This is a genomic window from Reyranella sp. (genome assembly GCF_050185545.1).
Taxonomy (GTDB): Bacteria; Pseudomonadota; Alphaproteobacteria; order Reyranellales; family Reyranellaceae; genus Reyranella.
Genome location: NZ_JBFWZI010000108.1, coordinates 1 through 25733 on the forward strand (window position 1 = coordinate 1; position 25733 = coordinate 25733).

General features: G+C 66.9%; 18 protein-coding genes. 7 read left to right on the top strand and 11 right to left on the bottom strand.

What is annotated here, in order from left to right:
* The first annotated feature begins 171 nt into the window (after window positions 1–171).
* Window positions 172–3678 carry an indolepyruvate ferredoxin oxidoreductase family protein gene (locus tag AB7O82_RS24180; RefSeq protein ID WP_428551728.1) on the top strand — a complete coding sequence of 1169 codons (3507 nt, stop codon included), beginning with the start codon at window positions 172–174 and terminating at the stop codon, window positions 3676–3678.
* A 340-nt stretch (window positions 3679–4018) separates the two neighbouring features.
* Here the strand turns inward: AB7O82_RS24180 and AB7O82_RS24185 are convergent, their stop codons facing one another.
* Complete coding sequence (locus AB7O82_RS24185; RefSeq protein ID WP_428551725.1) at window positions 4019–4609, bottom strand: YqgE/AlgH family protein; 591 nt, start codon at window positions 4607–4609, stop codon at window positions 4019–4021.
* A 142-nt stretch (window positions 4610–4751) separates the two neighbouring features.
* Between AB7O82_RS24185 and AB7O82_RS24190 the strand changes: the two genes are divergently transcribed.
* Entirely contained in the window at window positions 4752–5234 is a 483-nt protein-coding gene (locus AB7O82_RS24190; protein WP_428551723.1) for a peroxiredoxin, read from the top strand.
* 70 nt (window positions 5235–5304) lie between these two features.
* Entirely contained in the window at window positions 5305–6177 is an 873-nt protein-coding gene (locus tag AB7O82_RS24195; protein WP_428551721.1) for a shikimate dehydrogenase family protein, read from the top strand.
* A gap of 202 nt (window positions 6178–6379) precedes the next feature.
* Here the strand turns inward: AB7O82_RS24195 and AB7O82_RS24200 are convergent, their stop codons facing one another.
* Genes AB7O82_RS24200 through AB7O82_RS24215 form a run of 4 tightly spaced genes read right to left on the bottom strand, consistent with a single transcriptional unit; the run spans window position 6380 to window position 9840 of the window.
* On the bottom strand, window positions 6380–7135 hold the full coding sequence (locus tag AB7O82_RS24200; protein ID WP_428551718.1) for an SDR family NAD(P)-dependent oxidoreductase: 756 nt from the start codon (window positions 7133–7135) through the stop codon (window positions 6380–6382).
* Complete coding sequence (locus AB7O82_RS24205; protein WP_428551731.1) at window positions 7132–7530, bottom strand: VOC family protein; 399 nt, start codon at window positions 7528–7530, stop codon at window positions 7132–7134. Before AB7O82_RS24205 ends, AB7O82_RS24200 begins: the two co-directional genes overlap by 4 nt.
* A 21-nt stretch (window positions 7531–7551) precedes the next feature.
* Window positions 7552–8838 carry a hypothetical protein gene (locus AB7O82_RS24210; RefSeq protein WP_428551715.1) on the bottom strand — a complete coding sequence of 429 codons (1287 nt, stop codon included), beginning with the start codon at window positions 8836–8838 and terminating at the stop codon, window positions 7552–7554.
* Window positions 8839–8865: 27 nt separating this feature from the next.
* Window positions 8866–9840: a Bug family tripartite tricarboxylate transporter substrate binding protein gene (locus AB7O82_RS24215; protein WP_428551713.1), complete on the bottom strand. Its 975-nt coding sequence runs from the start codon at window positions 9838–9840 to the stop codon at window positions 8866–8868.
* A 214-nt stretch (window positions 9841–10054) separates the two neighbouring features.
* Here AB7O82_RS24215 and AB7O82_RS24220 point away from each other — a divergent pair, with 214 nt between their 5' ends.
* Window positions 10055–11863, top strand: coding sequence for a M10 family metallopeptidase C-terminal domain-containing protein (locus AB7O82_RS24220; RefSeq protein ID WP_428620330.1), 1809 nt, complete (start codon window positions 10055–10057; stop codon window positions 11861–11863).
* 3 nt (window positions 11864–11866) lie between these two features.
* On the opposite strand, the gene AB7O82_RS24225 is transcribed toward AB7O82_RS24220, so the two are convergent.
* Complete coding sequence (locus AB7O82_RS24225; protein ID WP_428550022.1) at window positions 11867–12916, bottom strand: S53 family peptidase; 1050 nt, start codon at window positions 12914–12916, stop codon at window positions 11867–11869.
* 491 nt (window positions 12917–13407) lie between these two features.
* Between AB7O82_RS24225 and AB7O82_RS24230 the strand changes: the two genes are divergently transcribed.
* Together AB7O82_RS24230 and AB7O82_RS24235 are read left to right on the top strand one after the other, a co-directional pair.
* The gene (locus tag AB7O82_RS24230) at window positions 13408–16509 is read left to right on the top strand and encodes an AAA family ATPase (RefSeq protein ID WP_428620331.1); all 3102 of its coding nucleotides are present in this window, start codon (window positions 13408–13410) and stop codon (window positions 16507–16509) included.
* A 140-nt stretch (window positions 16510–16649) separates the two neighbouring features.
* Window positions 16650–16907, top strand: a complete 258-nt coding sequence (locus AB7O82_RS24235) for a hypothetical protein (protein WP_428550017.1) — start codon at window positions 16650–16652, stop codon at window positions 16905–16907.
* 94 nt (window positions 16908–17001) lie between these two features.
* On the opposite strand, the gene AB7O82_RS24240 is transcribed toward AB7O82_RS24235, so the two are convergent.
* The 5 genes from AB7O82_RS24240 to AB7O82_RS24260 form a co-directional block, all read right to left on the bottom strand.
* Window positions 17002–18930, bottom strand: a complete 1929-nt coding sequence (locus tag AB7O82_RS24240) for a hypothetical protein (protein WP_428620333.1) — start codon at window positions 18928–18930, stop codon at window positions 17002–17004.
* A gap of 168 nt (window positions 18931–19098) precedes the next feature.
* Window positions 19099–21465 carry a glycoside hydrolase family 15 protein gene (locus AB7O82_RS24245; RefSeq protein ID WP_428550013.1) on the bottom strand — a complete coding sequence of 789 codons (2367 nt, stop codon included), beginning with the start codon at window positions 21463–21465 and terminating at the stop codon, window positions 19099–19101.
* A 203-nt stretch (window positions 21466–21668) separates the two neighbouring features.
* Window positions 21669–22295, bottom strand: coding sequence for a UbiX family flavin prenyltransferase (locus AB7O82_RS24250; RefSeq protein ID WP_428620334.1), 627 nt, complete (start codon window positions 22293–22295; stop codon window positions 21669–21671).
* 320 nt (window positions 22296–22615) lie between these two features.
* Window positions 22616–23017, bottom strand: coding sequence for a hypothetical protein (locus tag AB7O82_RS24255; RefSeq protein ID WP_428620336.1), 402 nt, complete (start codon window positions 23015–23017; stop codon window positions 22616–22618).
* 81 nt (window positions 23018–23098) lie between these two features.
* Window positions 23099–24376: a flavin-containing monooxygenase gene (locus tag AB7O82_RS24260; RefSeq protein WP_428620337.1), complete on the bottom strand. Its 1278-nt coding sequence runs from the start codon at window positions 24374–24376 to the stop codon at window positions 23099–23101.
* Window positions 24377–24406: 30 nt separating this feature from the next.
* Between AB7O82_RS24260 and AB7O82_RS24265 the strand changes: the two genes are divergently transcribed.
* On the top strand, window positions 24407–25733 hold a 1327-nt coding region (locus AB7O82_RS24265), incomplete at its 3' end, for a hypothetical protein (RefSeq protein ID WP_428620339.1).

Sequence of the window (25733 nt, forward strand, 5' to 3'; positions counted from 1 at the left end):
CACTTGACCACGGGTAGGAAGTCCTCCCCAACGAAGACGCTGGGGAGGAGAACCCATGCGAAAATGCGCGTCGGGGACGCAGGCCGCAGCGTTCCCCGCAGCGCCGCATACCGCTATGCTCGCCGCTCATAAACGCCCGTTCACGCTGCCGCCTCCGGAGGGCCTTCCGCGATGAGCCTCACCCCCGTTCCGCTCGTATTCGGCGACTACGCGCTGGAAGATCGCTACCGGCTGGACAAGGGCCGCGTCTACCTGACCGGCATCCAGGCGCTGGTGCGGCTGCCGATGATGCAGCGCCAGCGCGATCTCGCGGCCGGGCTCAACACCGGCGGCTTCATCTCGGGCTACCGCGGCTCGCCGCTCGGCATGTACGACCATGCGCTGTGGACGGCGAAGCGCTACCTCGCGGAAAACAACATCCATTTCCAGCCCGGCCTCAACGAGGATCTGGCGGCGACCTCGGTGTGGGGCACCCAGCAGGTCAACCTGTTCCCGGGCGCCACGGTCGATGGCGTGTTCGGCATCTGGTACGGCAAGGGGCCCGGCGTCGATCGCTCGATGGACGTGCTGAAGCACGGCAACGCCGCCGGCACCTCGCCGCACGGCGGGGTCATCGCGCTGGCCGGCGACGATCATGGCTGCCAGTCGTCGACCCTGCCGCACCAGAGCGAGCAGGTCTTCGCCGCCGCCATGATCCCCGTGGTCAATCCGGCGACCGTCCAGGAATATCTCGATTTCGGCCTGCTGGGCTTCGCGCTGTCGCGCTACTCGGGATGCTGGATCGGCTTCAAGGCGATCTCCGAGACGGTCGAATCGGGCGCCTCGGTGTGGGTCGATCCCGAGCGCATCCGCATCGTCATGCCGACCGATTTCCAGCTGCCGCCCGGCGGGCTCGGCATCCGCAACCCCGACCCGCCGCTCGAGGCTGAGAAGCGGCTGCACGGACCGAAGATGGCGGCGGTCAAAGCCTTCGTGCGCGCCAACGGCTTCGACAGGATGGTGATCGATCCGCCGCGCGCGCGCATCGGCATCATGACCACGGGCAAGGCCTATCTCGACACGCGCCAGGCGCTCGAGGATCTCGGCATCACGGAGGAACGCGCCCGTGCCCTCGGCATCCGCCTCTACAAGGTCGGCATGACCTGGCCTCTCGAGCCGGAGGGCGCCCGGCGCTTTGCCGAAGGCCTGCAGGAGGTCATCGTCATCGAGGAGAAGCGCTCCAACCTCGAGGATCAGCTCGTCCGCCTGCTCTACAACCTGCCGGCCGATCGCCGGCCACTGGTCATCGGCAAGACCGACGAGACCGGACGCATCATCCTGCCCAGCGAAGGCGAGCTGACGCCGACCGGCGTCGCCCTGGTGATCGCCAACCGCCTGATGAAGCTTACCGGCGACTCGCCCGAGCTGCGCCAGCGCCTCGCCCGCCTCGAGGCCAAGGAGAAGCTGTTGGCCGCGCCGCCGCCCAAGGTGGCGCGCACGCCGTTCTTCTGCTCGGGCTGCCCGCACAATACGTCGACGCGCGTCCCCGAAGGCAGCCGCGCCATGGCCGGCATCGGCTGTCACGGCATGGCGATCTGGATGCCCGAGCGGCGAACCGCCCTGATCAGCCACATGGGCGGTGAAGGGGTGACCTGGGTCGGCCAGGCGCCGTTCACATCCGACAAGCACATCTTCCAGAATCTGGGCGACGGCACCTACTACCACTCCGGTCTGATGGCGATCCGCCAGGCCGCCGCCGCCGGCGTCAACATCACCTACAAGATCCTGTTCAACGACGCCGTCGCCATGACCGGCGGCCAGCCGCACGACGGGCCGCTGACGGTGCCGGAGATCACCAAGCAGGTGGCGGCCGAAGGTGCAAAGCGAGTCGTCGTCGTTACCGACGAGCCGGACAAGTATCCGATGGGCACCGAGTTCGCGCACGGCGTCACCATCCGCCATCGCGACGAGCTCGACGCCGTGCAGCGCGAGCTGCGCGACATCCCCGGCCTCACCGTACTGGTCTACGACCAGACCTGCGCCGCCGAGAAACGCCGCCGGCGCAAGCGCGGCACTTTCCCCGACCCGGCCAGGCGCGTGTTCATCAACGACGCGGTGTGCGAGGGCTGCGGCGACTGCTCCGACCAGAGCAACTGCGTGTCGGTGAAACCGCTCGAGACCGAGCTCGGCCGCAAGCGCCAGATCGACCAGAGCAACTGCAACAAGGATTTCTCCTGCCTCAAGGGCTTCTGCCCGAGCTTCGTGTCGGTACATGGCGGCACGCCGGCAAAGGCGCGCCGGCAAAGGCTCGAGCTGGTGAAGGAGGATCCGTTCGCCGATCTTCCGATGCCGACACTGCGGCCGCTCGACGAGGCGTACGGCATCCTGGTGACCGGCATCGGCGGCACCGGCGTGATTACCGTCGGCGCGCTGATCGGCATGGCGGCCCATCTCGAAGGCAAGGGCTGCACCGTGCTCGACTTCACCGGCCTTGCGCAGAAGAACGGCGCGGTGATGAGTCACGTGCGCCTCGCGCCGAGCCCTGAGGACCTGCATGCCGTGCGCATCGCCGCCGGTGGCGCCAACCTGGTGCTGGGCTGCGACATGGTGGTGGCGGCCTCGCCGGCCGCGCTGTCGCGCATCGAGCAGGGCGTCACCAAGGCGGTGATCAACGGCCATGTACAGCCGGTGGCGGCGTTCGTCATGAACGGCGACATGGATCTCGGCGCCGAAGCCATGATGAAGACGATCCGCGATGCCGCGGGCGACGAGGCGACGTCGTTCGTCGACGGCACCGGCCTGGCAACGGCGATCCTGGGTGATTCGATTGCCACCAATCTCTTCATGCTTGGCCACGCTTGGCAAAAGGGGCTGGTGCCGCTGTCGCTCGCTTCCATCGAACGCGCCATCGAGCTCAACGGCGTCGCGGTCGAGACCAGCAAGCGCACCTTCGCCTGGGGCCGCCTCGCCGCGCACAACCTCGCCGCCGTGCAATCCGCCGCCAGGCCTACCCTCCGGGTCGAGAAGAAGGTCGCGCGCACCCTGCCCGAAATCGTCGCCAGGCGCTTCGAGCTGCTCGAAGCCTATCAGGACCGCAACTACGCCGAGCGCTATCGCGCCTTCGTCGACAAGGTCGCCAAGGCGGAGAAGGAGCGTGCCCGCGGCCGGTCCGGTTTCGCCGAGGCGGTCGCCAAGTCGCTCTACAAGCTGATGGCCTACAAGGACGAGTACGAGGTGGCGCGGCTCTACACCGACGGCGACTTCCACAAGAAATTGGCGACGCAGTTCGAGGGCGACTTCAAGGTCACCTTCCATCTCGCGCCGCCTTTGTTCGCCGACCGCGATCCGGCGACCGGCCGGCTGCAGAAGCGCGAGTATGGCGGCTGGGTGATGCCGATGTTCCGCATTCTGGCCTCGCTGAAACGGCTGCGCGGCACGCGGTTCGACCCGTTTGGCTACACCGAGGAACGCCGCATGGAGCGCCGCCTGATCGACGAGTACCGGACGACGGTCGAGACGCTGCTCGCCACGCTCGACCCGGGCAACCATGCGCTGGCGGTCCAGATCGCCGAGGTGCCCGAGAGCATGCGCGGCTTCGGTCACGTCAAGGAGAAGAACGTGCGTCTGGCCAAGCAGCGCGAGGCCACCATGCTCGCCAGCTACCGGAATCCGGCGGCACAGGCTGCAGCGGCAGAATAGGGACAAAGAGCGGGACGCCCACGCTTCCGATGGATTGGGGAGCGAAGCGAGGGCGTCCCGGATACGCGCACCGTCGGCGAAGGGAGGGTCGCGGCGGCACGTCCGCGCTATAGGCCGAATTGGCTCCGAAGATAAGCGCGATCCGTTCCGAAAATTGCACATCTCAACCACCCTCAGGGGATGTTGGATGCAAATTTCTCGTCGCGGTATGAGACTTGCGTTCCTCTCGGCTTCGCTGGGGGTTTCATCATGGCTGGGAGCGCGCCACTCCGATGGGGCTCTTCTCGATGACTACTGATCCTATAAGCGCCATCGGAGTGGCGCGCTCCCGGCGAAGGCGCTACGCGCGGCCCGACTGATGCGAAAAGGAGGCCGGATCGAACCGGCCACCGAAACTGCCCAGACGATCGAGGGCGCGCTGCCACTTGGCGGGGAAATCGGTGTCGAACACCAGGGCAGCATCACCGTCGACCACCAGCCAGGCGTTGTCCTGCAGCTCGTGATCAAGCTGGCCGGGCTGCCAGCCGGCGTGGCCGAGCGCCAGCCAGGCCTGCTTGGGGCCGGCCCCACCCGCCATGTCCTTCAAGATCTCCATCGACGCCGTCAACGCCATGCCGCCGCCGATCACCAGCGTGTCGTCGCGCTTGTAGTCGGCCGAATGCAGCACCAGACCGCGCGAGGGTTCTACCGGGCCGCCGAACAGCACGGGCCGCTCCGCGGCAGCGGCCGGCACCTCGATGCCGAGCTGTTTGTAGACTTGGCCCAACGGCAGGTCCTCGACCCGATTGTTGACGATGATGCCGAGCGCCCCGTCCTCGTCGTGCTTGCAGATGAAGACAACACTCTTCTGGAACCGCTCGTCCGGCATGGACGGTGCGGCGACCAGGAAACGGCCTGCCAACCCGGCAGCGGGAGTGCCTGACCCGGACATGATGCAATGATCCTCCAAAGTCATGGGGATTGTCCGGGCAAACATCAAGCCGTCGCCCCTATTGGACAAAGGTCCACCCCTCGCCTAGGGTCCGCCGGTTCGTGAGGCTACCCGGACCGGGTGGCAATTGAAGGAGCAAATAATGGCGAAAGTCGGCGACAAGGTGCCCAGCGCCACGTTGCGCGTGTTGGGCCCCGAGGGACCCAAGGCGGTCACCACCGAGGAACTCTTCGCGCCCGGCAAGAAGGTGGTGGCCTTCGCCCTGCCGGGCGCCTTCACACCCACTTGTTCAGCAAAGCACGTGCCCGGGTTCGTGGCCGAAGCTGCTGCGCTGAAGAGCAAGGGTGTCGACACCATCGCCTGCATCTCCGTCAACGACGCGTTCGTGATGGGAGCCTGGGGCAAGGACCAGAAGGCGGGCGACAAGGTCATGATGCTGGGTGACGGCAACGCCGAGTTCACCACGGCGATGGGCCTCACCATGGACGGCTCCAAGTTCGGCCTCGGCACGCGCAGCCAGCGCTATGCCATGGTCGTCGAGGACGGTGTCATCAAGCATCTGTTTGTCGAGAAGCCGGGTGCCTTCGAGGTGTCCTCGGCCGAGCACGTGCTGAAGAACCTCTAGCGCCGAGCAACAAGCGGAGCCAAGATCGACGGCGGGGCCAACACCCCGCCGTTGTCGTCTCTGGACCACCATGAACGCGCAACTTCCCGGCCTCTTCACCGGCCAGTTCACCGTAAACGGCGCGACGCGCCTCTACGGCACGATCGGTGATCCGATCCGTCAGCTGCGGCTCACCGCGATGATGCCGCAGATTTTCGCGGCGGCCGGCGTCAATGCGGTGTGGCTGCCGTTCGAAGGCGGTGCCGAGCTCCTGCCCTTGCTGCTCGACGGCCTCGGCAAGCTGCGCAACTTCGCCGGTCTCACCGTCACCACGCCGCACGAGGCAGCGGTGCTGCGCCTGCTCGGCCGCGCGACCCGACGCGCCGAAGCCGCCGGCAGCGCCAACCTGGTGCGGCGCGAGCGCGACGGAACGCTGGCGGGCGACAATGTCGAGGGCGCCGGCTTCGTACGCGGACTGGAAGCGCAGGGCCACCGATTGCGCGGCGCCAGCGTCTGGGTGGTCGGTCTCGGCGCGGTCGGCGGCGCGATCGCCGCGGCTCTATGCGAGGCCGGCGTCGGCCGACTGCTGCTGACCGAGATCCAGCGGATGCGGATCGACGCCACGATCGACCGGTTGTCGCGACACTATCCGGACGTGCCGGTAGCCGAGGTGGCGACTCCGCCCAAGGGCATCCACGTTGCGATCAACGCCACGCCACTCGGCCTGCGCCCGGAAGACCCGCTGTCGTTCGACCCGCTCGTGCTGTCGCCCGACGTCGTCGTCGCCGACGTCGTCATGACTCCGGCCGAAACGCCGCTGCTGCACCATGCCCGCACGCACGGCCGGCGCATCCATCACGGCCGGCACATGCTCGACCATCAGGTGCCGCTCACCCTCGACTGGTTCGACATCGACGCCAAGGGCCTCGACGTCGTCGCGCTGGCCCGCGCGATCGGGCGGTAGATCGTATTCCTCCCCCGTCCTACGTCGTCATACGGGGGAGGTGCCCCGTCATACGGGGCGGAGGGGGAAGGCCTCAGACGAGATCGATGAGATCCCGACGTCGGAACTTCATGAACCTCGCCTGAGGCTCTCCCCCGGCCCTTTGGGCCACCTCCCCCGATTACGACCCGATTACGGGGGGGAGGGACTGGAAGAGAACGACCTACAGCGTCACGCCACCATTGACGTGGATGGTCTGGCCGGTGACGTAGCCGGCTGCCGGCGAGCACAGGAAGGCGATCACGGCGGCAATCTCGGCGGGCTTGCCGTAGCGGCCCAGCGGAATCGAGCGACTCACTTCGGCCATGCGCTCGCGCGGCACGGCGGCATGGACGGAACCTTCCTTCTCGACGAAGCCCGGGGCGACGCAGTTCACCGTAACGCCAGCGGGCGCCAGATCGACGGCGAGCGCGCGGGCGAAGGCTTCCATGCCGGCCTTGGCGGCAGCCGAGGCCGGAAAGGTCATCAGGCCGCGGGCGAAGGCGTGGGCCACGAACGACGATACGCCGATGAGACGCCCACCCGCGCCAGCCTTAACCAGCAGGGGCTTGGCGGCGCTCGCCAGCTCGAAGAACGCCGTGGTCATGGCGGCGAGGCTCGCCTCCCAGGCAACGCGGTCGAGCTCGCCGACCGGACGACGGTCGGCGAAGCCGGCATTGCTCACCACGATGTCGAGCCGGCCGAAGCGCGCCGCGGTCTCGTCGACCAGGTGCGCCGCCGTGCCCGGCCGGGCGAGATCGCCCTCGACGATCAGCGTCTCGGCACCCGAACCTTCCAGCTGCCTGGCGACGGCCTCGGCGCCGGCGCGATTGCGACGGGCGTGGAGGGCGATCGCGGCGCCGGGGGCGGCGAGCGCGCGCGCCGTTGCCGCGCCGATGCCCGAGGAGGCGCCGGTGATCAGGGCAACTCTGCTCATCATCGAGGCTCCGGTTGATGACAGCAGACACAGAGCTTGTTGCCGTCGGGATCGCGAAAATAGCCGCCGTAGTAGTTGGCGTGATAGTGCGGCCGCAGACCAGGGGCGCCTTCCGAGGTTGCGCCTCGCGCGAGCGCGGCCGCGTGGCAGCGATCGACCGCGGCCCGGTCGGGCGCGAGGAGGGCGACCATCTGGCCGTTGCCCGGCGAGGCGGCCCGGCGATCGAACGGCCGGCCGATCAGGAAGAGCGGTCGGGCGACCCCCGGCATCATCCAGCCCGCCCAACCCGTGTCTGGATCGCTGAATTTCAGCTCGAGGCCCAGCACGGGGAGAACGGCGGCGTAGAAGGCGAAGGCCCGGTCGAAATCGCCGATGCCGATGTGAACATGCGAGATCATCACGGATGAAGTTAGCACCGCCTACCGGCAGGCGTCGCGCACGGCGGGCGCCAGAAAATCGGCAAAGCGCTGGGCGCCCGCGGCGGAGAAGTGGCCGTTGTCGACGAAATCCGGGTCGGAAAAATCATCGGCCGGCACGTCGATGTAGAAGTCACCCAGGGCCTTGGCCGTCCTCGCCAGCACCGCGTTCAGGCGCTGCTGCATCGGCCACAGATCGCGATCGCGCACCAGCGGCAGCCAGCCGTAGCGCCCGTCGCCCCGCAGTTGCGCCCGGTTGAGCAGCTGGCCGACCCAGATCGTGGCGACGCCGCGCTCGCGGTTGATCGCCGAGATCGAGCGCACGTTGCGCTCGAACAGCGTCTCGACCGCAGGATCGTCGCCATCCACCGGCGGCCGGCCATAGGGATCGGCCCTGTAGCGGACGGTGTCGACGCTGGCACCGAGGATGCGCACCAGCACGGTGAGGAGCGGCGAAAGGGTGACGTGCGAGCCGCCGACGCGGCGCGTCTTCAGCGAATCGACCTGGCTCGGCAGATGAAAGTCGGCATAGCCAGGATCGAGCCCCGGGATGTGCGCATTGCGCAGGTCGTTCCAGCCGACATAGTAGATCGCGCAGCGCGGCTTCTTGCCGAACTTCGTCTGGTAGAAGGCGGTCTGGATCAGATGCTCGACGGTCGAGTAGCCGGGCACGCCGTTGTTGACCACCAGGAAGTGGCCGCCGTCCTGGCCGCGATCGAGCGCCAGGGCGAGGCGATCGCTCCAGGTGTCGCCCTCGCCCGCGGCGATGTCGTAGGTGGTGGACCCGCCATAGGTCGCCACCATCGCGCGGCCGGCCAGGCTCTCCGGCGTCGGTTCGCGCCCGCGCGTGCCTTCCGAGGTGTGGCTGATGGCAAGCCCGGTGACGCTGGTAAGCTGCAGCGACGGGATCGGCACCGCCTGCAGGAGCGCATGCCACTGGAAGCGCGGCGACTCGGCCCTGTCGGCCGGCAGCAGCGGGACCACCTCGACCCCGGCCCGTCGCAGGGCGTAGGCGCCGGCACCCCAGGCGAAGTCGACGATTGCCAGGGTCAGGAGCGCACCGGCGAGCCACGGCCAGCGCACCAGGGCGACAGCAGATCCAAGGAGCACCAGCAGATAGAGAAAGTAGTCGGCCCGCGGTCCGCCGGCATGCAACTCGTCGATGCCGACGAGCCAACACGCCATCGCTGCGACCGCAACGGCTGCCAAGACGGCGATGACCGCGATGATCGCCCGCTCGAACCGGCAGGGGCGGGCGAGGCCGAAATAGGCGCGCACGCGGTTCGGCATGGCGGGGCGGCGGGCGATCGTGCCCGGCTACTCCAGGGTCAGCTTGGCAGCCCTGGCGATGGTGCTCCAGCGGGTGATCTCCTGGGCGACGAAGCGAGCGAACTCGGCGCGACTTTCGAGCTCGACGCGCGCGCCCTGCTTGTCCCATTGCGCCTCGATCTGCGGCTCCGCGAGCGCTGCCTGCACGGCGCCGTGCATGACGTCGAGGACCGTCCCGGGTGTGCCGCGCGGCGCGAACAGGCCGAACCACTGGCTGACACGAAAGTCGGCGAGGCCGGCCTCGCTGAAGGTGGGCACGCTGGGCAGCACGGGATCGCGGCGCCGGCCGGCGATCGCCAGAACGCGAACCTTGCCGGCGTTGGCTGCCGCGGCGTGCGGCGGCACGAAGGCCGCATCGACTCGCCGCGCAAGCAGGGGATCGATCGCCTGCGACCCACCGCGGAAGGGGACCTGAGTGAATTGCAGGCCGGCGCGCTCCTCGAGCAGGTCGAGTGCAAGATGCGAGATGGTACCCGGGGCGTCGTAGCCGACCTCGATCGACTTGGGTTTGGCCTTGGCCGCCGCGATGAACTGCTGCAGGTCGGTGACGTCGAGCCGGGTCGGATTAATCGCCAACACCAGCGGCTCGCGGGCAAGGGCGCTGATCGGCATGAAGTCGCGCGCGAAATCGAAGCCCGCACCGGACTTCGGATAGAGGATCGACGCGTAGGTCAGACCGGTATAGCCGACCATCAGCGTGTAGCCGTTCGCTTCGGCGCGACCCAGAAGGATCGCGGCCATCGTGCCGCCGCCGCCGGTTCGATTGTCGATGGTCATCGGCTGGCCAAGCCGCTTGCTCACCAGTTCCGCGAGCGGACGGGCATAGAGATCGGCGCTGGTGTTGCGCGAGAACGGCACGATCCAGGTGACCGGCCGCTCCGGCCACGTCGCGGCAAGGACCCGTGGCGCAACGGCGGCCGAAACCAGCCCGCCCAGCGCGGTTCGACGAAACAGACCGACCATGCTCAACCCCATCCTCGCGCCGGAACGTAACGGCAAGCCGCGCCAAGCTCCAGTTCATCGTGTTTGCAGACAATCTGCGTCACGCCCACCACAAAAACGGCGATATTGAGTCGCAGAGGCCGCGGCCCCCGATCTCTCCCTGCTACGACCAATTCCCGCCGAACTCTATCGAACGAACCTTTCCGCGTCCGCCCAGCCCGGAGTTGCATAGTCCATGTCTACCGAAGCCGAACCGAAGCCTTCCTTCACAACTGCCCAGGCCGCCGTTCAGATCACACGCGACGACGTCGCCTGGAGCCCCCTTGGCCAGGGCGTTTCCGAGCTGACCTACGGCTTTCGAGAAACCAGGCCGCCGGAGAACTACGCCAACGGCGAGAGCAAGACCTTCTCTCAGGTCAACGACGAGCAACGCGAGGCAGTCATCAAGGCCATCGCGGCGTGGTCCGACGTCGCCAACATCACCTTCAAGGCAGTCAATCCGACGGGGTTCACCGACGAGGCGACGATCCTGATCGCCAACTTCGTGGCCGACGCCAAGAGCAACGAGGCCGCCCACGCCTACGGCCCGACCTCGAAGAATTTCGCTTTCGACAGCGACGAAGGCGACTTCTGGTTCAACATCAAGGACACGGTCTCGGGCTTCGCCTACGGCACCTACAATTACTCGACCGCGCTGCACGAGCTCGGCCATTCGCTGGGACTGGAGCACCCCGGAAGCTACAATGCCGGCGATCAGCGGAACGCGACCTATACAGACGACGCTGTCTACCAGCAGGACTCGCTGCAATACACCATCATGAGTTACTTAGGCGCCGACAACACGGGCGCCGTCCACAAGGCGGGCGACACGACCTACTTCGGGTCGACCGCCCTGCTCGACGACATCGCCGCCGTCCAGCGCCTCTACGGCGCCAACATGACGACGCGCACCGGCGACACGACCTACGGCTTCCACACCACCGAGAAGGGCAGCGCCTTCGACATCGTGTCGGCTGACCAGCAGGTCGTATTCTCGATCTGGGACGCCGGCGGCATCAACACCCTCGACCTGTCGGGCTACGAGGGCAACCAGACCATCGACCTGCGGGCCGGTCACTTCACGAGCGCCGGGGAGCTCACCCAGAACATCTCGATCGCGCTCGGTACCGTGATGCACACTGGCATCGGCGGTTCGGGCAACGACACGATCTGCGGCAATGACGCCAACAACGTTCTGGTCGGCCATGCCGGAAACGATCGGCTCGATGGCGGTCTTGGCGTCAACGCCGCGGACTTCACCGGCCCGACCAAGAACTACGAGATCGTGCTCACGGCAGGCAATTCGCCCTTCGTCGTGCACGACCGGGTCGGCACGGACGGCACCGACTGGCTCACCAGCATCCAGGATTTGCGCTTCCCGGGCGAGACGCTGAGCACGACCGACTTCATCCTGAGCCGCGGCCAGTTCAGCAAGGATGCCGGATTCTTCGGTGACGCCTTCAACATCTTCCATCTCTACATCGCCGAGGAGAACCGGGCCCCCGATGCGCTCGGCTTGTACTACTGGGTCGCCCGGGTCGCTCAGGGCGACAAGATCACCGATATTTCCGACAGCTTCTTCGCGCAGCAGGAAACGTCGGGGGTCTACGCGCCCACCCTCGCCAACGACGCCTTCGTCGACAAGGTCTATGCCAACCTGTTCCACCATGCCCCCGACCAAGGCGGACTGGACTACTGGGTGAACGACCTGGTGAACGGCACGACCCGGGGCGATCTGGTCTTGAACATCGCCTTGGGCGCGACCGGTACTGACAAGACGATCGTCGACAACAAGGTCAAGATTGCGCGCAGCTTCGCGCAGACCGAGGGCCTGACCAACGCCGACTGGGCACGCGACGTCATGTCAGGCGTCGACGTCACGGCTCAGAGCGTGACCGAAGCCAGCCAGAAGATCGCCGACTACGCCGCCACGGCGGCGGCGGCGCAGACCGCGGAACTGATCGTCAAGCTGATCGGCGTACCCGATCCCGCACCGGTGGCCTAGCCGCTACGCCAGGCGTGCGATCAGCTCGCCGAGGTTCGGGGTGCCGATGCCGGTCACGAGATCGAAGCCCACGGCAGCCCGATAGCCGTTGTTGTCGCCACCCGTGATGTCGCGAAAGCACGCGGTGCCGACCAAAGGATAGAGATGGGGGTTCAGGTAGGGTACCGGCCCCCGCCCTGCGGCAAGCCGGGCCTCGTTGAGGATGGCGCACAGGCCGGCCCACACCGGCGCGCTCCAGCTGGTGCCGCCAATCGCGCCGCGCTTGCCGCCGAAGATCACCATCGCGCCGTGACGAGGGTCCGCGGCGATGCTGACATCGGGCACCAGCCGCCCCGGCCTGGTGCGACGCTTGACGCCTTCCTGCCAGCGCGGCCGGGTAAAGCGGCTGCTGATGCCGCCGCCACTGCCGGTCCAGCCGGTTTCGCTGATCACCGAGCCGTCGGTGGCGAGCACGAGCGTGGTGCCGCCGACCGCGATGACATGCGGATCCGATGCCGGATATTGCGTCTGCAGACGCCGGGGGGCGAACGGCATGGCGCCCTGGGGGCGCGCACCCTCGTCGCCGCTCGACACGAAGACATTGACCCCGAGCGCTGCCAGCTTCAGGAACTTGCGGCGCAGGATGTCGAGGTCGTGTGGCTGCTGGCGGACCAGGTCGGCCTCGCCGACGCCGAAGCTGATCGACATCTGGCGGAGCCGAGGGCGGGCGCGCGCATCGGCGATGACCGCATCGAGGGCACGGGCGAAATCCGCGAGGTCGAGCGAGCCGGTCGCATAGACCCGCACGGTGGCGCCCGGCGCGATGCCGCTCGCCCATTCGACATCGATCGACTCTTCACCGTGCGGCTTCGGCAGTTTCGTGTGTGTGGTGCGGATCTTGACGACGCGGCGATGATCGACCGGCTGGCCGTTGGCTTTCCAGAAGGCGGCGAGGTCGCGGTTGCTCGGCAGCGTGTCGGTGATCACCGCGATCTCCTGGCCTCGTCCGGTGAACGGCAGCCTGGCGCCATAGGTCGCCAGAACGTCGTCGGCCAGGAGTGCACGCTTGCGCACTTTCGGCAGCTTCGCCGGCTGGCTTTCGCTCGCCGGCGAACTCCGGAAGTGGTAGCTGAGCTGTAAGCCGACCCGGGCGGCCGACCGGTCCCTTGTCGCGTGTCTCGCAAGCTTGTCGACCGACTCCGATCGCGGCCCGCTCGCCGCACGCACGACACACTTCGCCATCGATTTCCCTTTCCCCGATGCGCGGCGCACGCGCCGCCGATGCGGGAAACTGCGGGGAAAGGGATTCTGCGGTCGGTGTCGTTTGCCACATGGTTGCCCGATTCCGGCCGAGCGGATCGGAATTCCGGCCGGCGCGGCGCGTCGGCGGCGGGGCTCACGATCTCTTGTCGCCCCTGCACAAACCCTCCAGACTGGCGTGGGAGGTACCGGGGGTGCCAAGTCGGAAGGTCGTTCCGTCGATGGTGCGGTGCCAGGCATGCGGCACGAACGCAATGCCCGACGCCAACTATTGCAGCCAGTGCGGACGACCGCTCGGATCGGCGGTGGAATGGACGCCAGAGACGCGCGCCGCCGATCTGCGGCCGCTCACGGTCCTGTTCTGCGACCTTGTCGATTCGACCGCCATGGCGAGCCGTCTCGACCCGGAAGTGTGGCAAGATATCCTGGTCGACTATCAGCGGACCGTGCGGGCGGCGATCGCGAGCTACGGCGGCCATGTCGCCCGCGTCGTCGGCGATGGCATACTGGCCTATTTCGGCTGGCCCATCCCGCACGACGACGATGGCGAGCGCGCCATTCGCGCCGGCCTGCAGATCGTCCAGGACCTGCGGCGGCTGGGCCGTGGCGGGCCGCAGGGCGGCGGCGTGGATCTCCACGTTCGGCTCGCCACGCACTCCGCAACCACCCTGGTCGACAGCTCGGGCGAAGCCTACGGCGAGGCGCCGCATCTGGCGGCGCGCGCCCAGGCCGCGGCGCCGCTCGATACGGTCGTCGTCACCGATGCGCTGAGGGTCGGCACGGCAGGACGTTTTCCGGCCGTCGATCTCGGATTGCACGACTTCAAGGGACTCGCCCAGCCCGTCCGGCTTTTCGCCATCGACGCGCAGCCCGCCGCCACGGGATCGGGCGGGCCGGGGTTTGGCGACGTCGGCGGAGGCGCCCGCATCCCCCTGATCGGCCGCGACGAGCAGATGGCGACCCTCCATCGCCTGTGGTCGGCGGCCGTCGCGGGCTGTGGCCAGACGGCGGTCGTGCTGGGCGAGCCCGGCATCGGCAAGACGCGGCTGGTCGCCGAGCTCCGCCACGTCATCGGATCGCAGCCCCATCGCTGGATCGACTGCGCGGCCAGCGTGTTCCGGCAAAGGTCGCCCTACTTCCCGGTGGTCGGCGCTCTGAAGGAGGCGATCGGGCTCGCCGACTCTGATCCCCAGACCGGCTCTCTCGGCCGGCTGGAAAGGATGCTCGCCGGGGCGGGCATGCCTGGATTGGAAGCGACGGCCCTGATGGCCGATCTGCTCGGCCTCGAGGGGGTCGATCACGACGCTACGCGACTCCTGTCGATGGAGGAACGGCGGCAACGGCAGAATCACGTCCTGGCTCGGTGGATTGCCGGCAACGACGGCATGCCGCCGACCGTCTTCGTGCTCGAGGACATCCATTGGTGCGATTCATCGACGCTCGCGCTGCTCGCCGAGGTGCAACGACTCCAGGGCCAGTCGCGTCTCCTCGTCGTCCTGACCGGTCGCCCCGAAGCCTCGGCCTCGCCGCTGGCGGCAAATGCCGCGACGATCACCCTGCCGCGGCTGGAGGAAGAGGAGACCGTCGGGCTGCTGAGCGCCGCGACGGGTACCAGGACGCTGTCGGCCGCGACACGCAGGGCGATCGTCCGTCGCTCGGAAGGCGTGCCGCTGTTCGTCGAGGAATTCGCCCGACTGTCACTGCAAAGCACCGAAACCGACTTCACCCAGATACCGACCACGCTCGCCGCCTCCGTCGTGAGCCGGCTTGCCCGGCTGGGCGAGGCCCAGCAGGTCGCCCAGGCGTGCGCCGTCGTCGGCGCTCCGGTGCGGCTCGACTTCCTGAAGCGCCTGCTGGAGATGCCGGAGCCTGACCTGCACGAGGCGCTCGACCGGCTGGTCGGAGCGCGAATCCTCGTCGCCGACGGCGGGCCCGTGTCTGGCAGCTATCGCTTCGGCCACGCGCTTCTGCAGGACGTCGCCTACGGAAGCCTGCTGCCCAGTCGCCGGCGGATGCTGCATCGCCGGGTGGCAAACCTGCTGCAACAGCACCTGCCGCGGATTTCGGAGCTGCAGCCGGAGATCATGGCGCGCCATTGGGCCGGTGCCGCCGAGTCCCAGCTCGCGGTGATCGCGTGGAGCTCGGCCGGCTTCCTCGCGGTCCAGCGCCGCGCCTTTGCCGAGGCCCGCGATTGCTACCAGGCCGCGCTCGATCTCCTGATGGCGCTGCCGGAGAGCGCCGAGCGCGACAGCCGGGAGCTCGAGATCCGCTACGCGCTGTTCGCCGCCCTGCAGATCACCGCGGGCTACAGCGCCGACGCGCTGTCGCACAACACGGTGCGGGCGCGACAGCTCACCGAGCGCAGCGGCGACGGCGTGAAGCTGATCAGCCTCGCCACCGGCGCCTGGGCGGCGCTGTCGAGCGCCGGCGACTACGACGCCGCCTGCCGGATCGCCGACGAGGTGTCCGCCCTGGCGGCCCGCGATGGCGGCCCGGAGAATCTCGCCCACGGCCAGATGGTGCAGATCACAGCGCGCAGCCGCATCGGCGATCTGGCCGGCGCCGAGGCGTCGTTCGTCGAGGGCCGGCGATACTTCGAGACCACCGGCTTCCGCCGCAAGACCGGCGCCATCGCCCAGACCTACGGCAATGCCGCGCTGGTGGCCGCCCTGCAGGGCGCGCAAGGACGCGCCGTCGAGCGGGCCGAATGGGCGCTCCAGGTGGCGACGGACAACGCCAACCCCTACGACGCCGCCTTCGCCAGCCACATGGCGGCGAGCACCTTCCTGATCGTGCGGGCGCTCGATCGGGCGCAGGAGGCGGCGCAACGCTCGGTCTCGCTGTCGGACGAGCACGACTACCCGCAATTCTCGGCCATCGCGCGGATCGCCCTCGGCCGGGCGGTGGCCGAGCTCGAAGATGCCACGGTGGGCGTCGCCCTCATTCACCAGGGTCTCGGGGCCATGACGCGGACAGCGTCGCGGGCGGGGCTGACGATGTACCTCACCTGGCTCGCCGAGGCACAGAATCTCGCCCGCTCGCCGGGGAATGCCCTGGCGACGATCGAGAAGGCGTTGGCCATCAACCCGCAGGAACGGCTCTACCGGGCCGAGGCCCTCAAGCTTCGCGGGTTGCTGGAGTTTCACAAGGGCGACTTCGACGTGGGCGAGCGCGACCTTGCTGCCGCCTTGCGCCAGGCGCAGGAGATCGGCGCCCATCGCTTCACCCTGCGGGCCGCTCACGCGCTCGCCGAGCTAAACGTCAGCCGCGGCCGGCCCGAGCGGGCTGTCGGCCATTTGCGAAAAGCGCTCGCCGCCGCCCCGGTCGCTCCGGACGACCCCGACTTCTCGCGAACGCGGTTGCTGCTAGTGCACCTGCTCTCGCGCACGAACGGCGGGCTCTCCTAGACCTGGAACGCAGGGTTCCCTCAGCGTCGGGATTGCGGCGCGGGACGTGCCAAAACTCACAGATCGACCGCCACCCCCGATGACACGCTGTCACCTGCTTGCATGCCGTTTCCGGCCAGGCAGATGAGAGGGGAATCATCATGGCGAAGACGACCAGCAAAGAGGCGACCAGCAAGTCGAAATGCCCGGTGGGCACGCTGAAGATGAGGCCGATGTGCCTGCATCCCAAGAATCAACCCAAGCACCTCGTCCTGACACCGGCCGAGGAGACGGCGCTGCACCAGTTCGCCGCGCGCGTCGTCAAGGCCGGCGAGATCCTCTACACCAAGGTGCCGCGCGAGAAGGCCGAGCCGGTGCTCCGCCGCAAGTGGCTGTACATCGCCAATCAAATCCGCTGAGGCTTTCCTCGCGACGACAAGCAAGGCCCCGCTCGACGTTCGGATCGGCAGGAAGCAGCCATCCCGACGCACGGGCGGGGCCTTTCGTCATCGCTCACTGCCTGGTTCGGAGGCGACTGCTCTGCACTATCGCAACCACCGCCAGCGGGATTGCGACACCCAGGATGGCGACGGTTATCAATAGCCAGCCGAGCTCGCCGTAGTTGGCTGCGACCTCGATGGTACCTGTCGCCGGATTGCGTACCTCTCGCGTCACAACGAAGGCCTGATTGAGGTACTTGGTGAGGAGCGAGCTGGCCGAGAGGGCGAGATTTGTGAATGACGCCATCACGGCAAAGAAGGTCGCCTTGAGAGTCGCCGGTGCGTTGCGGGCGATCCACGCCAGCATCGGGATCATAGCGACCTGGCCAAGCGGCGATTCCAGCGCGGTGTTCATGAGCGCGATGAATCGCGCATCGACGACGCCATCGGTCCAGGCTGCTGTCCAGTGCTGCAAGCCGTAGTACAGGCCGATGCTCGGCAACGACAACACGCCGGCAGCGATCGTCAACAGGACAACCATATAGGCGATGGATCGGTGCGCCATGAGCGGCCGCAGCACCACGAGGCCCGCCAGCGTCAGCACCGAGGTGATCAGCGACAGCACAGAGATGAACTGCTGGTCGAACCCGAGCACGTCGATCTCGAACCAGGTGGCGCCGGGTCCTGGCAAAGGTACCGCCCGAAACACGAATATGACGATGGCGGTGCCGATCAGAGGGCCGCGCAAGTCGGGGGCGAGCTCCAGCAAAAGGCGTTGGATGAGGAAGACGACGATACCCATGGAGCCCAGAAAGATGATTTCCTGCGCATAGGGTACCTCGCCAACTCCGGTGGCCAGGCTGAAGACGACGAACGCGCCGCTGCCGCCGAGGATCAACCAGTTGGGCCTGACGTTCTCCGACGAGGCGAGGTCTTTCGCCGCGATCCTTTCTTCCTCGACGCCCTGCGCAAGCAAACGTCTGGCTCGCCGGTGCCGCGTCAGCGACCCGAGGGTGACGCCGGCGACGGAGACGGCCGGAATGATCAGCGCCAGCAGGTAAATGTCGGCATAGATAGCCGCCTTCTCCGCCCTCCCCAATGTCTCGACACCCTCGAACATCACGACGTTCACCAGCGAAACGAGCACCGTGCCGCTGATTATGGCGAAGCGGCCGAGCGTCTGCATCGTGGTGTGCATGGCTTTGATGTCGGCTTCCGCAAACGCCTTTCCATTCTCGTCGAACCGCGGCACCGCCTCGACCGTCATCGCGTCCGCCACCACGTCCTGAACGACGTAGCCGCTGGGCGCCAGCAGGGTTGCCATGACGTACCACGCGCTGGCCGGCATGACCGCGGTCATCGCGTCGGTGTGGGCGATCAGGGCGTACATGATGGCGACGCTGGTCGCGATCAATCCGGCGCCGAGCCAGACCAGCAGCGCCTTCCAGCGCCAGATGAGGTCGACCAGATGGCCGAGCGGCATCTTGAGCGCCCAGGGGATTCCGGCCCAGAAGGTCAGCCCGGCAAGGAAGGCGGCCGAGAGGCCCAGATAGTCCTTGACGAAGAAGGTGCCGACGATTGCCGTCAGGCTGGAGATGCCGGCCGCAAGGTAGACCATCAGCGGCGGCAGGTAGGACCAGCGAAGCTGCCGGCCCAGATCGACAAAGGTCACGCGGAACCAGAGGGCGAAGCCGGCGGGGGCTGCCTTGATGGCCGCGGCGAGAGAGGCGCCGGTGAGCCGAATGGTCTGCCAGGTAGCAGAATCCATGAACGAGATTCCCTCTTGCACCGGACGTTCCCAGGATACTCGACCCGGTGTCGAGGTGTTGGACGGATGAAACTTTACAATGATTAACGTGGAGGCCTCACTCAAGCCACACCTCTGATGCCTACTCCTCCGTGGCGTCGCGCTCCTTGAAGTAGGGGAGCGATTGCCGCTCGGAAGCGCAGTACCACTAGTTGAGAGTGAAGTGCGGTCCGTTGCTTTCTCTCCCCCGAGCAACCTCGACCGAGCCCTCTCAGCCAGCCGGCGGTGGCCCCACTACCGCCGGCGCCCTTTTGCCGACCAGTCTGTGCGGTCGAGGTGACGCCGGCCGTGTCGCGCTGCCCCGTTTCGAGCCCACCCTTGTGCCTGTCTTTTTTCGGCCTCGCGCTCGAGATCAGAAGCGCCTCATTGAATGGCAACTGAATAGTTGCGGCCTTCCCATTCGCCTGTGCCGCTTTTGCGGAAAGTGAAGTGCAGCACGGCGCCTGCCTTCAGCCGACGTGCCGGAATTTCGGCCGCCTCAAGGCCGAAGGCGCCTGGTGTGGTTTCCAGTTCCTCGTTCGACCTCCAATCGTCCGTCGTCCACACGATGGTCTCCGGCTGCTCCAGCAGGAAACGCAGAGCGCACCCCGCCTGCATTCGGCCGCGCGGCGCCCGGCGCGACCAGTGAACATGACGGGGAGGTGGTTGTTCCCGTCCGTAGCGGTAGGCGACGGCACGAGGCCGGTCGATCACGCTTCCAGCGACGATCCCCATGGCGAGCTTGATGAATTCCGAATGCGCCCAGACCAGCGGCATGGCTGCCCCGGTCGGCTTGCCGGGGAAGAGAAAGGACGGCGGCAACGCCGCACGATCCCACACCTGCTCGGGAATCAGGCCGCCGCGGCCGGTCATGCGGCTCATGGCCTCGAGGTAAGGGACGGCATCGCCTCCTGCCGCCAGCACGTAGTGGCCGCGCTCGCCGGTGAGCAGCGGCCAAGGCCGTCCGATACCGACGCCGAGATAGGGAAGCCCGCCTTCCCGTTCGCCGTAGCCGTCCTCGTTGTAGCGGTACCAGACGGGCCCCGAAGGTGTTTCGACACGCAGCATCTCGTCGACCACCTTGATGGTGTCCCTGACGAGCTTGGAGTCCGGCGACCTCATTCCGAAGCGCACCAGCTGAAGGAAGTCGGTGCTCACCTGGTCCTGGGCGACAATGCTCGCACCAGGCCCGCGATTCTTGAGAGGGATCCGCTCGGCGAAGGCCGAGCGGTCCTCGAGGACGCGCAGCGGCGCGCAGCGAACGTAGTGGGCCTCGACGCCCAATCGGGCAGCGAGTGGCGAGCCGTGGACGACGGTCCAGTCCTCGATATTGGCATTCCAGTCATCGGCGATCGCAAGGGCGAGCTCGCGCTCCAGGGGCGCGAGGAATTCCGCGCCGACGACGAGAGCCGCGATGCACGTGGCGAGGGTGAAGGTGCTTATGCCGTCGATTTCCTCCCAGCGATCCTGCTCCGACCCCGGGCCGATGCGGATGATGAAGCCGAGCGCACGCCGCACCATGTCCGTCACGCCGATGCCCGTCAGGGCGTTGCGCTCGGCCAGCGCGCCGGCCAGCAGCACGGGCCAGGACACTTCGTCCAGTTGTATGTTCGTCCAGGACGGCGTGCCGCCCAGCCACTGGTTCTGATGCCATCTGCCGTCCGGCAGTTGCGTGGCGATGAGGTAGCGCAGCACGTCGCGCGCTTCCTCGATCGCTCCGAGCGCGACCAGCGACAGGGCGCTTTCCACCAGGTCGCGCGGCCAGACCAGATGGTACCCGCCGATATCGTCCCGGCTGTTGCCCCAGGGAATCGAAAGACTGGCCACGATCGCTCCCGGATATGTCTTGTCCTGGTGCGTCCGCAGCATTGCCGCAGAGAGTTTCACCTCGTCGCGGAAACGCATCGGCACCAGATCGTCGACACGCAGAGTGGAGTGCCAATCGCGCCATCGGCTGACGTGATCCTGCCAAACGGCATCGAAGTCCTGGATCAGGGCCGAGATGGCGAGGGTCGCCGCCGATTCCCGGCTGCCACCGAAAGCCAACGCCAGCCGCGAACGCCGCGGCAATCCCCCCGTCAAGGCGACGCTTCCGGGACCGGCGCGACGGTAATGCCACGTCATGGCGCCGTTCTGCTTGAAGTCCTGCCAGCCGTCGCTGAAGCCAACGAAGCCCGCGCTGACCGCAGTCCAGGCGTCTTCCTGGTTCGGACCGGCTGCGGCCAGTGCCAGCGCGAACGGCCCCTGCTCGGCCGCCAGCACCGTGCGTCCCCGCTCGGCATGGACGGTCGCGACGTTGCGATGCCCGGTCCCGCCGACATGGGGCGCGAGCAGGGCGTAGACCATCAGGCCCGGATCGCCCTCGAGCGTCAGATCGATCAGCAGCGCATCGCGCTTCGGGTCCGGTGTGATGCGCTGGATGAGGGTGAACCGCTCATGCGAATGGCTCACCTCGACTGCGGGAATGCCTGGCTCAGGCGTGGTGACGCGGTGCGTGCCCAGCCGCTTGACCTCGCACCAGAAGCCCTTGCCATCCGCAACAATGAAGCCGAGATCGCGGATTTGGGGTAAGTCGACACGCGGATAGAAGACCTCGTTCACGATCCCGTAACCGACGGTGAACCAAAGGCGCGCCGGCCCAATGGCAGTGCCGACCATATCCTTGGCGCTGCTGGACCAGGTTGGCGGAATGCCCGGCCCGCCGGGCGCTTCCGCGGTTCCTTCGATTGAGTGGCTGGCATCCGGCGACATTCGTGCGTTACCTCGCAAAACCGATGAAGCGCCTCATGTCGAGTATGCCGATGAGCAGGTACACGGTCACCTCGGAACGACTGCGCCCACTCGACCTCGGCTTCAGCACGTGGTTTGTGATCGGCTCGCCGATCAGCAGGCCCTGGAAGATCGCGCGCTTCCGATGCGCGTGAGCAGGGTAGCGATTGCCAGTCGTTACAGCATCACTCGCCGCTCCTGATCTTGCGCCTGGCCGCGCTTGACGAGCCAGTCCAGCGCGGAAAGGCCTCGGTGTCGAGGCCGAACAGATCAAGGGCGCGCGACACCGAGTGGGTGACGATCTCGTCGACCGTGCGCGGGCGTGCATAGAACGCCGGCACCGGCATGGCGACGATGGCACCCATCTCCGTGACAGCCAGCATGCTCTTGATGTGCCCGGCATGCAGCGGTGTCTCGCGGAACATCAACACGACCCGGCGGCGTTCCTTAAGGCAGACATCGGCTGCCCGCGCCAAGAGGCTCGACGTAACGCCGGTCGCGATCTCGCTCAAGGTGCGCACCGAGCAGGGCGCCACGATGATGCCCATCGTCTGGAACGAACCGCTCGAAATTGCAGCGCTGATGTCGCCCGGCGCGTAGACTCTGTCGGCGAGGGCGCGCAATGCGGCCGCCGACAGGTCGGTCTCGAGCGAGCGCGTCTGGTCGCCGGCCTTGGAGATCACGAGATGGCTCTCGATCTTCATGGCCCGCAGCATCTCCAGCACCCGGACGCCGTAGACCGTTCCCGAGGCGCCAGTGATGCCGACGATCATGCGCCGGACGGGCGGGGCCGCTGCCACCACCGACTGCATCAGCCCACGGTCTTGATGTGCCGCGGATCCGAATGATTCATGGGCTGCGGCTCGGCTTCCCACGAGAACGGCGTGGTGGAGAGCGTGTAGCGGTACCACGGCAGGTCATTGGCACGACCGAGCTTGTGGCGTAGGTCAGCCCGCGAAGGTCGTGAGCGCACCATATACTTTGACTGAATCACCAGCGATGTTGACGGCATGACGCAGGGCATGACCTGTAGACGCACCTTTCCGACTGACTTGCACTCAGAAGGGCAACGTAGAACGATAACAGCCTGCACCGAGGGGCTCAATGCCCGTACGGAGGTCAGGCATGGAAGTCAACGAGCCTTGTGCATGTTGGCGCTCTTGGGGCGTCGCTCCCTGGGGATCGGCTCGTCGAGCGGCAGATCGGACAGATCGGCTTCGAGATCGGACCCCAGCCGGAAACGGCCGACGTCAGGATGGATCATCTTCGCGGTGAGCAGCGTCACCGGCTCGAGCACGTTGATGAACATCGGAAATCGGCTCCAGGCGTGCAGGTTGTCTGTCCGCGCCGCCGGTGTGTCGCCAATGAAGAAGAGATCGAACAGGCCGCGCTCGGCCTCTTGCGCGAGTCTGGGAAAATAGTCGATGTCGGTCGCACCATGCGCATTGGCCTCCGGATGCAGCCAAGCCGCCGGATGGCCGCCGGCCATCTGGCCGATCAACATGCCGAGAGCCATCGTCTTCGAATTTCTCACCCCGCCCTGCTTGCTCGCCGGCTCCATCGGCATGGCTGGACCAAGGGAAATCCCCGGCGCGTCGTGCGGCCACCGCCTCGTTCAGGCGCCTGCCTTGCGTTGCGAGGCATCCCGATAGGCCAGATATTGACGTTGAATGACGATCTGGTCGGCAACGAATTTCGCGTCGTGCCAGACGCCCCAGATGAAGCTCGAGCCGCGCCGCGACTGGTACGGCAGCCCCAGGAAGTAAAGCCCGGGCTCGCTCGAGACGCCGCGCTGATGCCGCGGCTTGCCGTTCACGTCGAAGGCGTCGACCTGTATCCAACCGTAGTCGGCCACATAGCCGGTTGCCCAGATGATCGATGCGATCCCCGCCTTTGGCAGGTCGAGCTCCAGGATCGGATGGGCGACGCATGCGGGTTCGGGGTAGATCCGGCGCGCTTCCGGGTCGGGCGGAAGGTTGACGCCGTTGCGTGCGACGTAGGCGTCCGCCCGATCGAGCACCGCGTGATAGTTCTCGTCACCACGCGCGATATTTTCGGCCAGATCCGGATGGAAGGTCGCTCGTCCATCGCGGAAGGATTTGGTGCGGCCGACCAGCGTGATGCCTTCGAGCGCAAGCCTGCGAAAGTCGATGGTGTGGCCGCCGCGAGCCCCACTCACCGCGATCGTCACATGTTCCCGGCCGGGAGTGGGGGTAGCGGCATCCCATTCCCCGAATACGCCCAGCCACCAGCAATAGTCGCGGTTTCGATAGGCACGCGGCGGCCTGTCATGAGGGCCGACCGACAAGAACACCTTTCGGCCGGACTCGTTCAGCTCTTCGGCGATCTGGACGCCCGACGAGCCTGCACCCACGACTAGTACGGCGCCTTCCGGCAGCTGCGAGGGATTGCGGTAGTCCGCCGAATGAATCTGCGTCAGCCCATCGTCCTTCGGTGCAATCGGTGGAATCTCCGGACGCTGGAACGCCCCCGTCGCCACGACGACGCGATCTGCTTCGAAAAGACCGTCCGACGTCGTGACCAGGAATCCCCGCCGACCCTCATTGCGGCGAAGCGTGCGAACGTCCACGCCGGTTCGCGCCGGAACGGCGTATTTCCTGGCATAGGCCTCCAGATACGCAGCGACACGATCCTTGCCCGGAAAACCATCGGAATCGAAGCCCTCGAACTCGAGACCCGGGAAGCGATCATGCCAGGCCGGGCCATTGGCCACCAGGGAATCCCACCGCGCCGAGCGCCAGCGCTCGGCGATGCGGGCGCGTTCCAGGACGAGGTGCGGCACGCCATTCCTGCTCAGGTGCTCGCTCATCGCGATGCCGGCCTGGCCAGCGCCCACAACCAGGGTATCGACGAGAGTCTTCTCGGCCGTCACGTTCGGACACCCATCTTCGTTGGACTTTCCTTGGCTGCGATCGCCACTTTGGGATCACTCACGGGTTCGGACAAGACTACTCTACCGATCCAAGCTGCCTTCTTCACGAAATCCATAGCGAGGACGATTGGCAAGCGCGTCATCACGTTCCAGGGTGCACTCACGGAGACCAACCCATGTCGAAAAGACACGCACAGAAGCGCGCCGCCAAGGCGGTACGCCGGAAGAAGCTGCTGGCCGAGCGGCGCAAGAGCGCATCGGCCGCTACCCAGATGTCGCTGGCGGCGCAGGTGCGGCAGGTCGCGATTGCGCTCGATCCATTCCTGCCTGATAAGCGAGGCGCTGTTTGACGATGGAATGGGCTATCTGCTCCTTGCCCGCAAGGCGGCGGATGGCAGAACAGCCATGGCCATCTTCCTGCTCGACGTCTACTGCGTCGGCGTGAAGGACGTCATCCTGCGCGTGGCCGGAGCGCACGAGATCGAGCGGTTCATGGACAGACTGAACGTTGCGCAGCCGATGACCGCGATCGAGCCCCCTCGCGCCCGCAAGCTGCTGCACGATCTCGTAGCCTGGTCGGGCTCGATCGGGTTGGCGCCGCATCCCGACTACGCCGTGGCAGAGCCGCTGTTCGGCGATGTCTCGGTCGACACGTGCGACGAGAGCTTCAGCTTCGGCAAGAGCGGCAAGCCATTCCTGATCCAGGGCCCGAACGACACGCCGGCGCGCACTAGGAAACGGATCGAAGCGATGCGACGCACGCTCGGAGATGGCGGCTTCGACTACATCCTGGGGATCGATGATGACGACGATCTCCTCGACGATGACGATACCGACCTCGCCGACGACGTCGAAGCGGAAACCGACGATGCCATCGAATCCATCACGGGCATGCGTTACGACCCGGAAGCGGCCCCTGATGCAGAGAAATGGCAGGAGCTCGGTGAGGATGAGCAGATCATGCTGGCAGAGGTGTATCATCGACGAGCCGGCATCGAGCTTCCGAACACGAAGGTGCACGCCGTCATGCACGTCATCATCAAGAACCAGATGGCGCTGGGCGACGAGCTGCCGGTGCGCCGCGCGACCGAGCGACTGATGGGCGCAGGCCTCGATCGCCACGAAGCCGTCCATGCGGTGGGCAGCGTGCTCGCCGCGCACATGAGCGATACCTTGAAGGCCGGTGCTGCGAACAATGCCGCCTACAATGCAGCGGTCGAGCGACTGACCGAGCTGGCGGGCGGAGTTCGGACAAGAGACAGAGGACGACCGCAACTGACGGCCGGCCAGATCGCCCCTGGCGCTGGACCGCCGATCTACTTGCCTTTCGTGTCGGGCAACGACGCACCATGGCCTG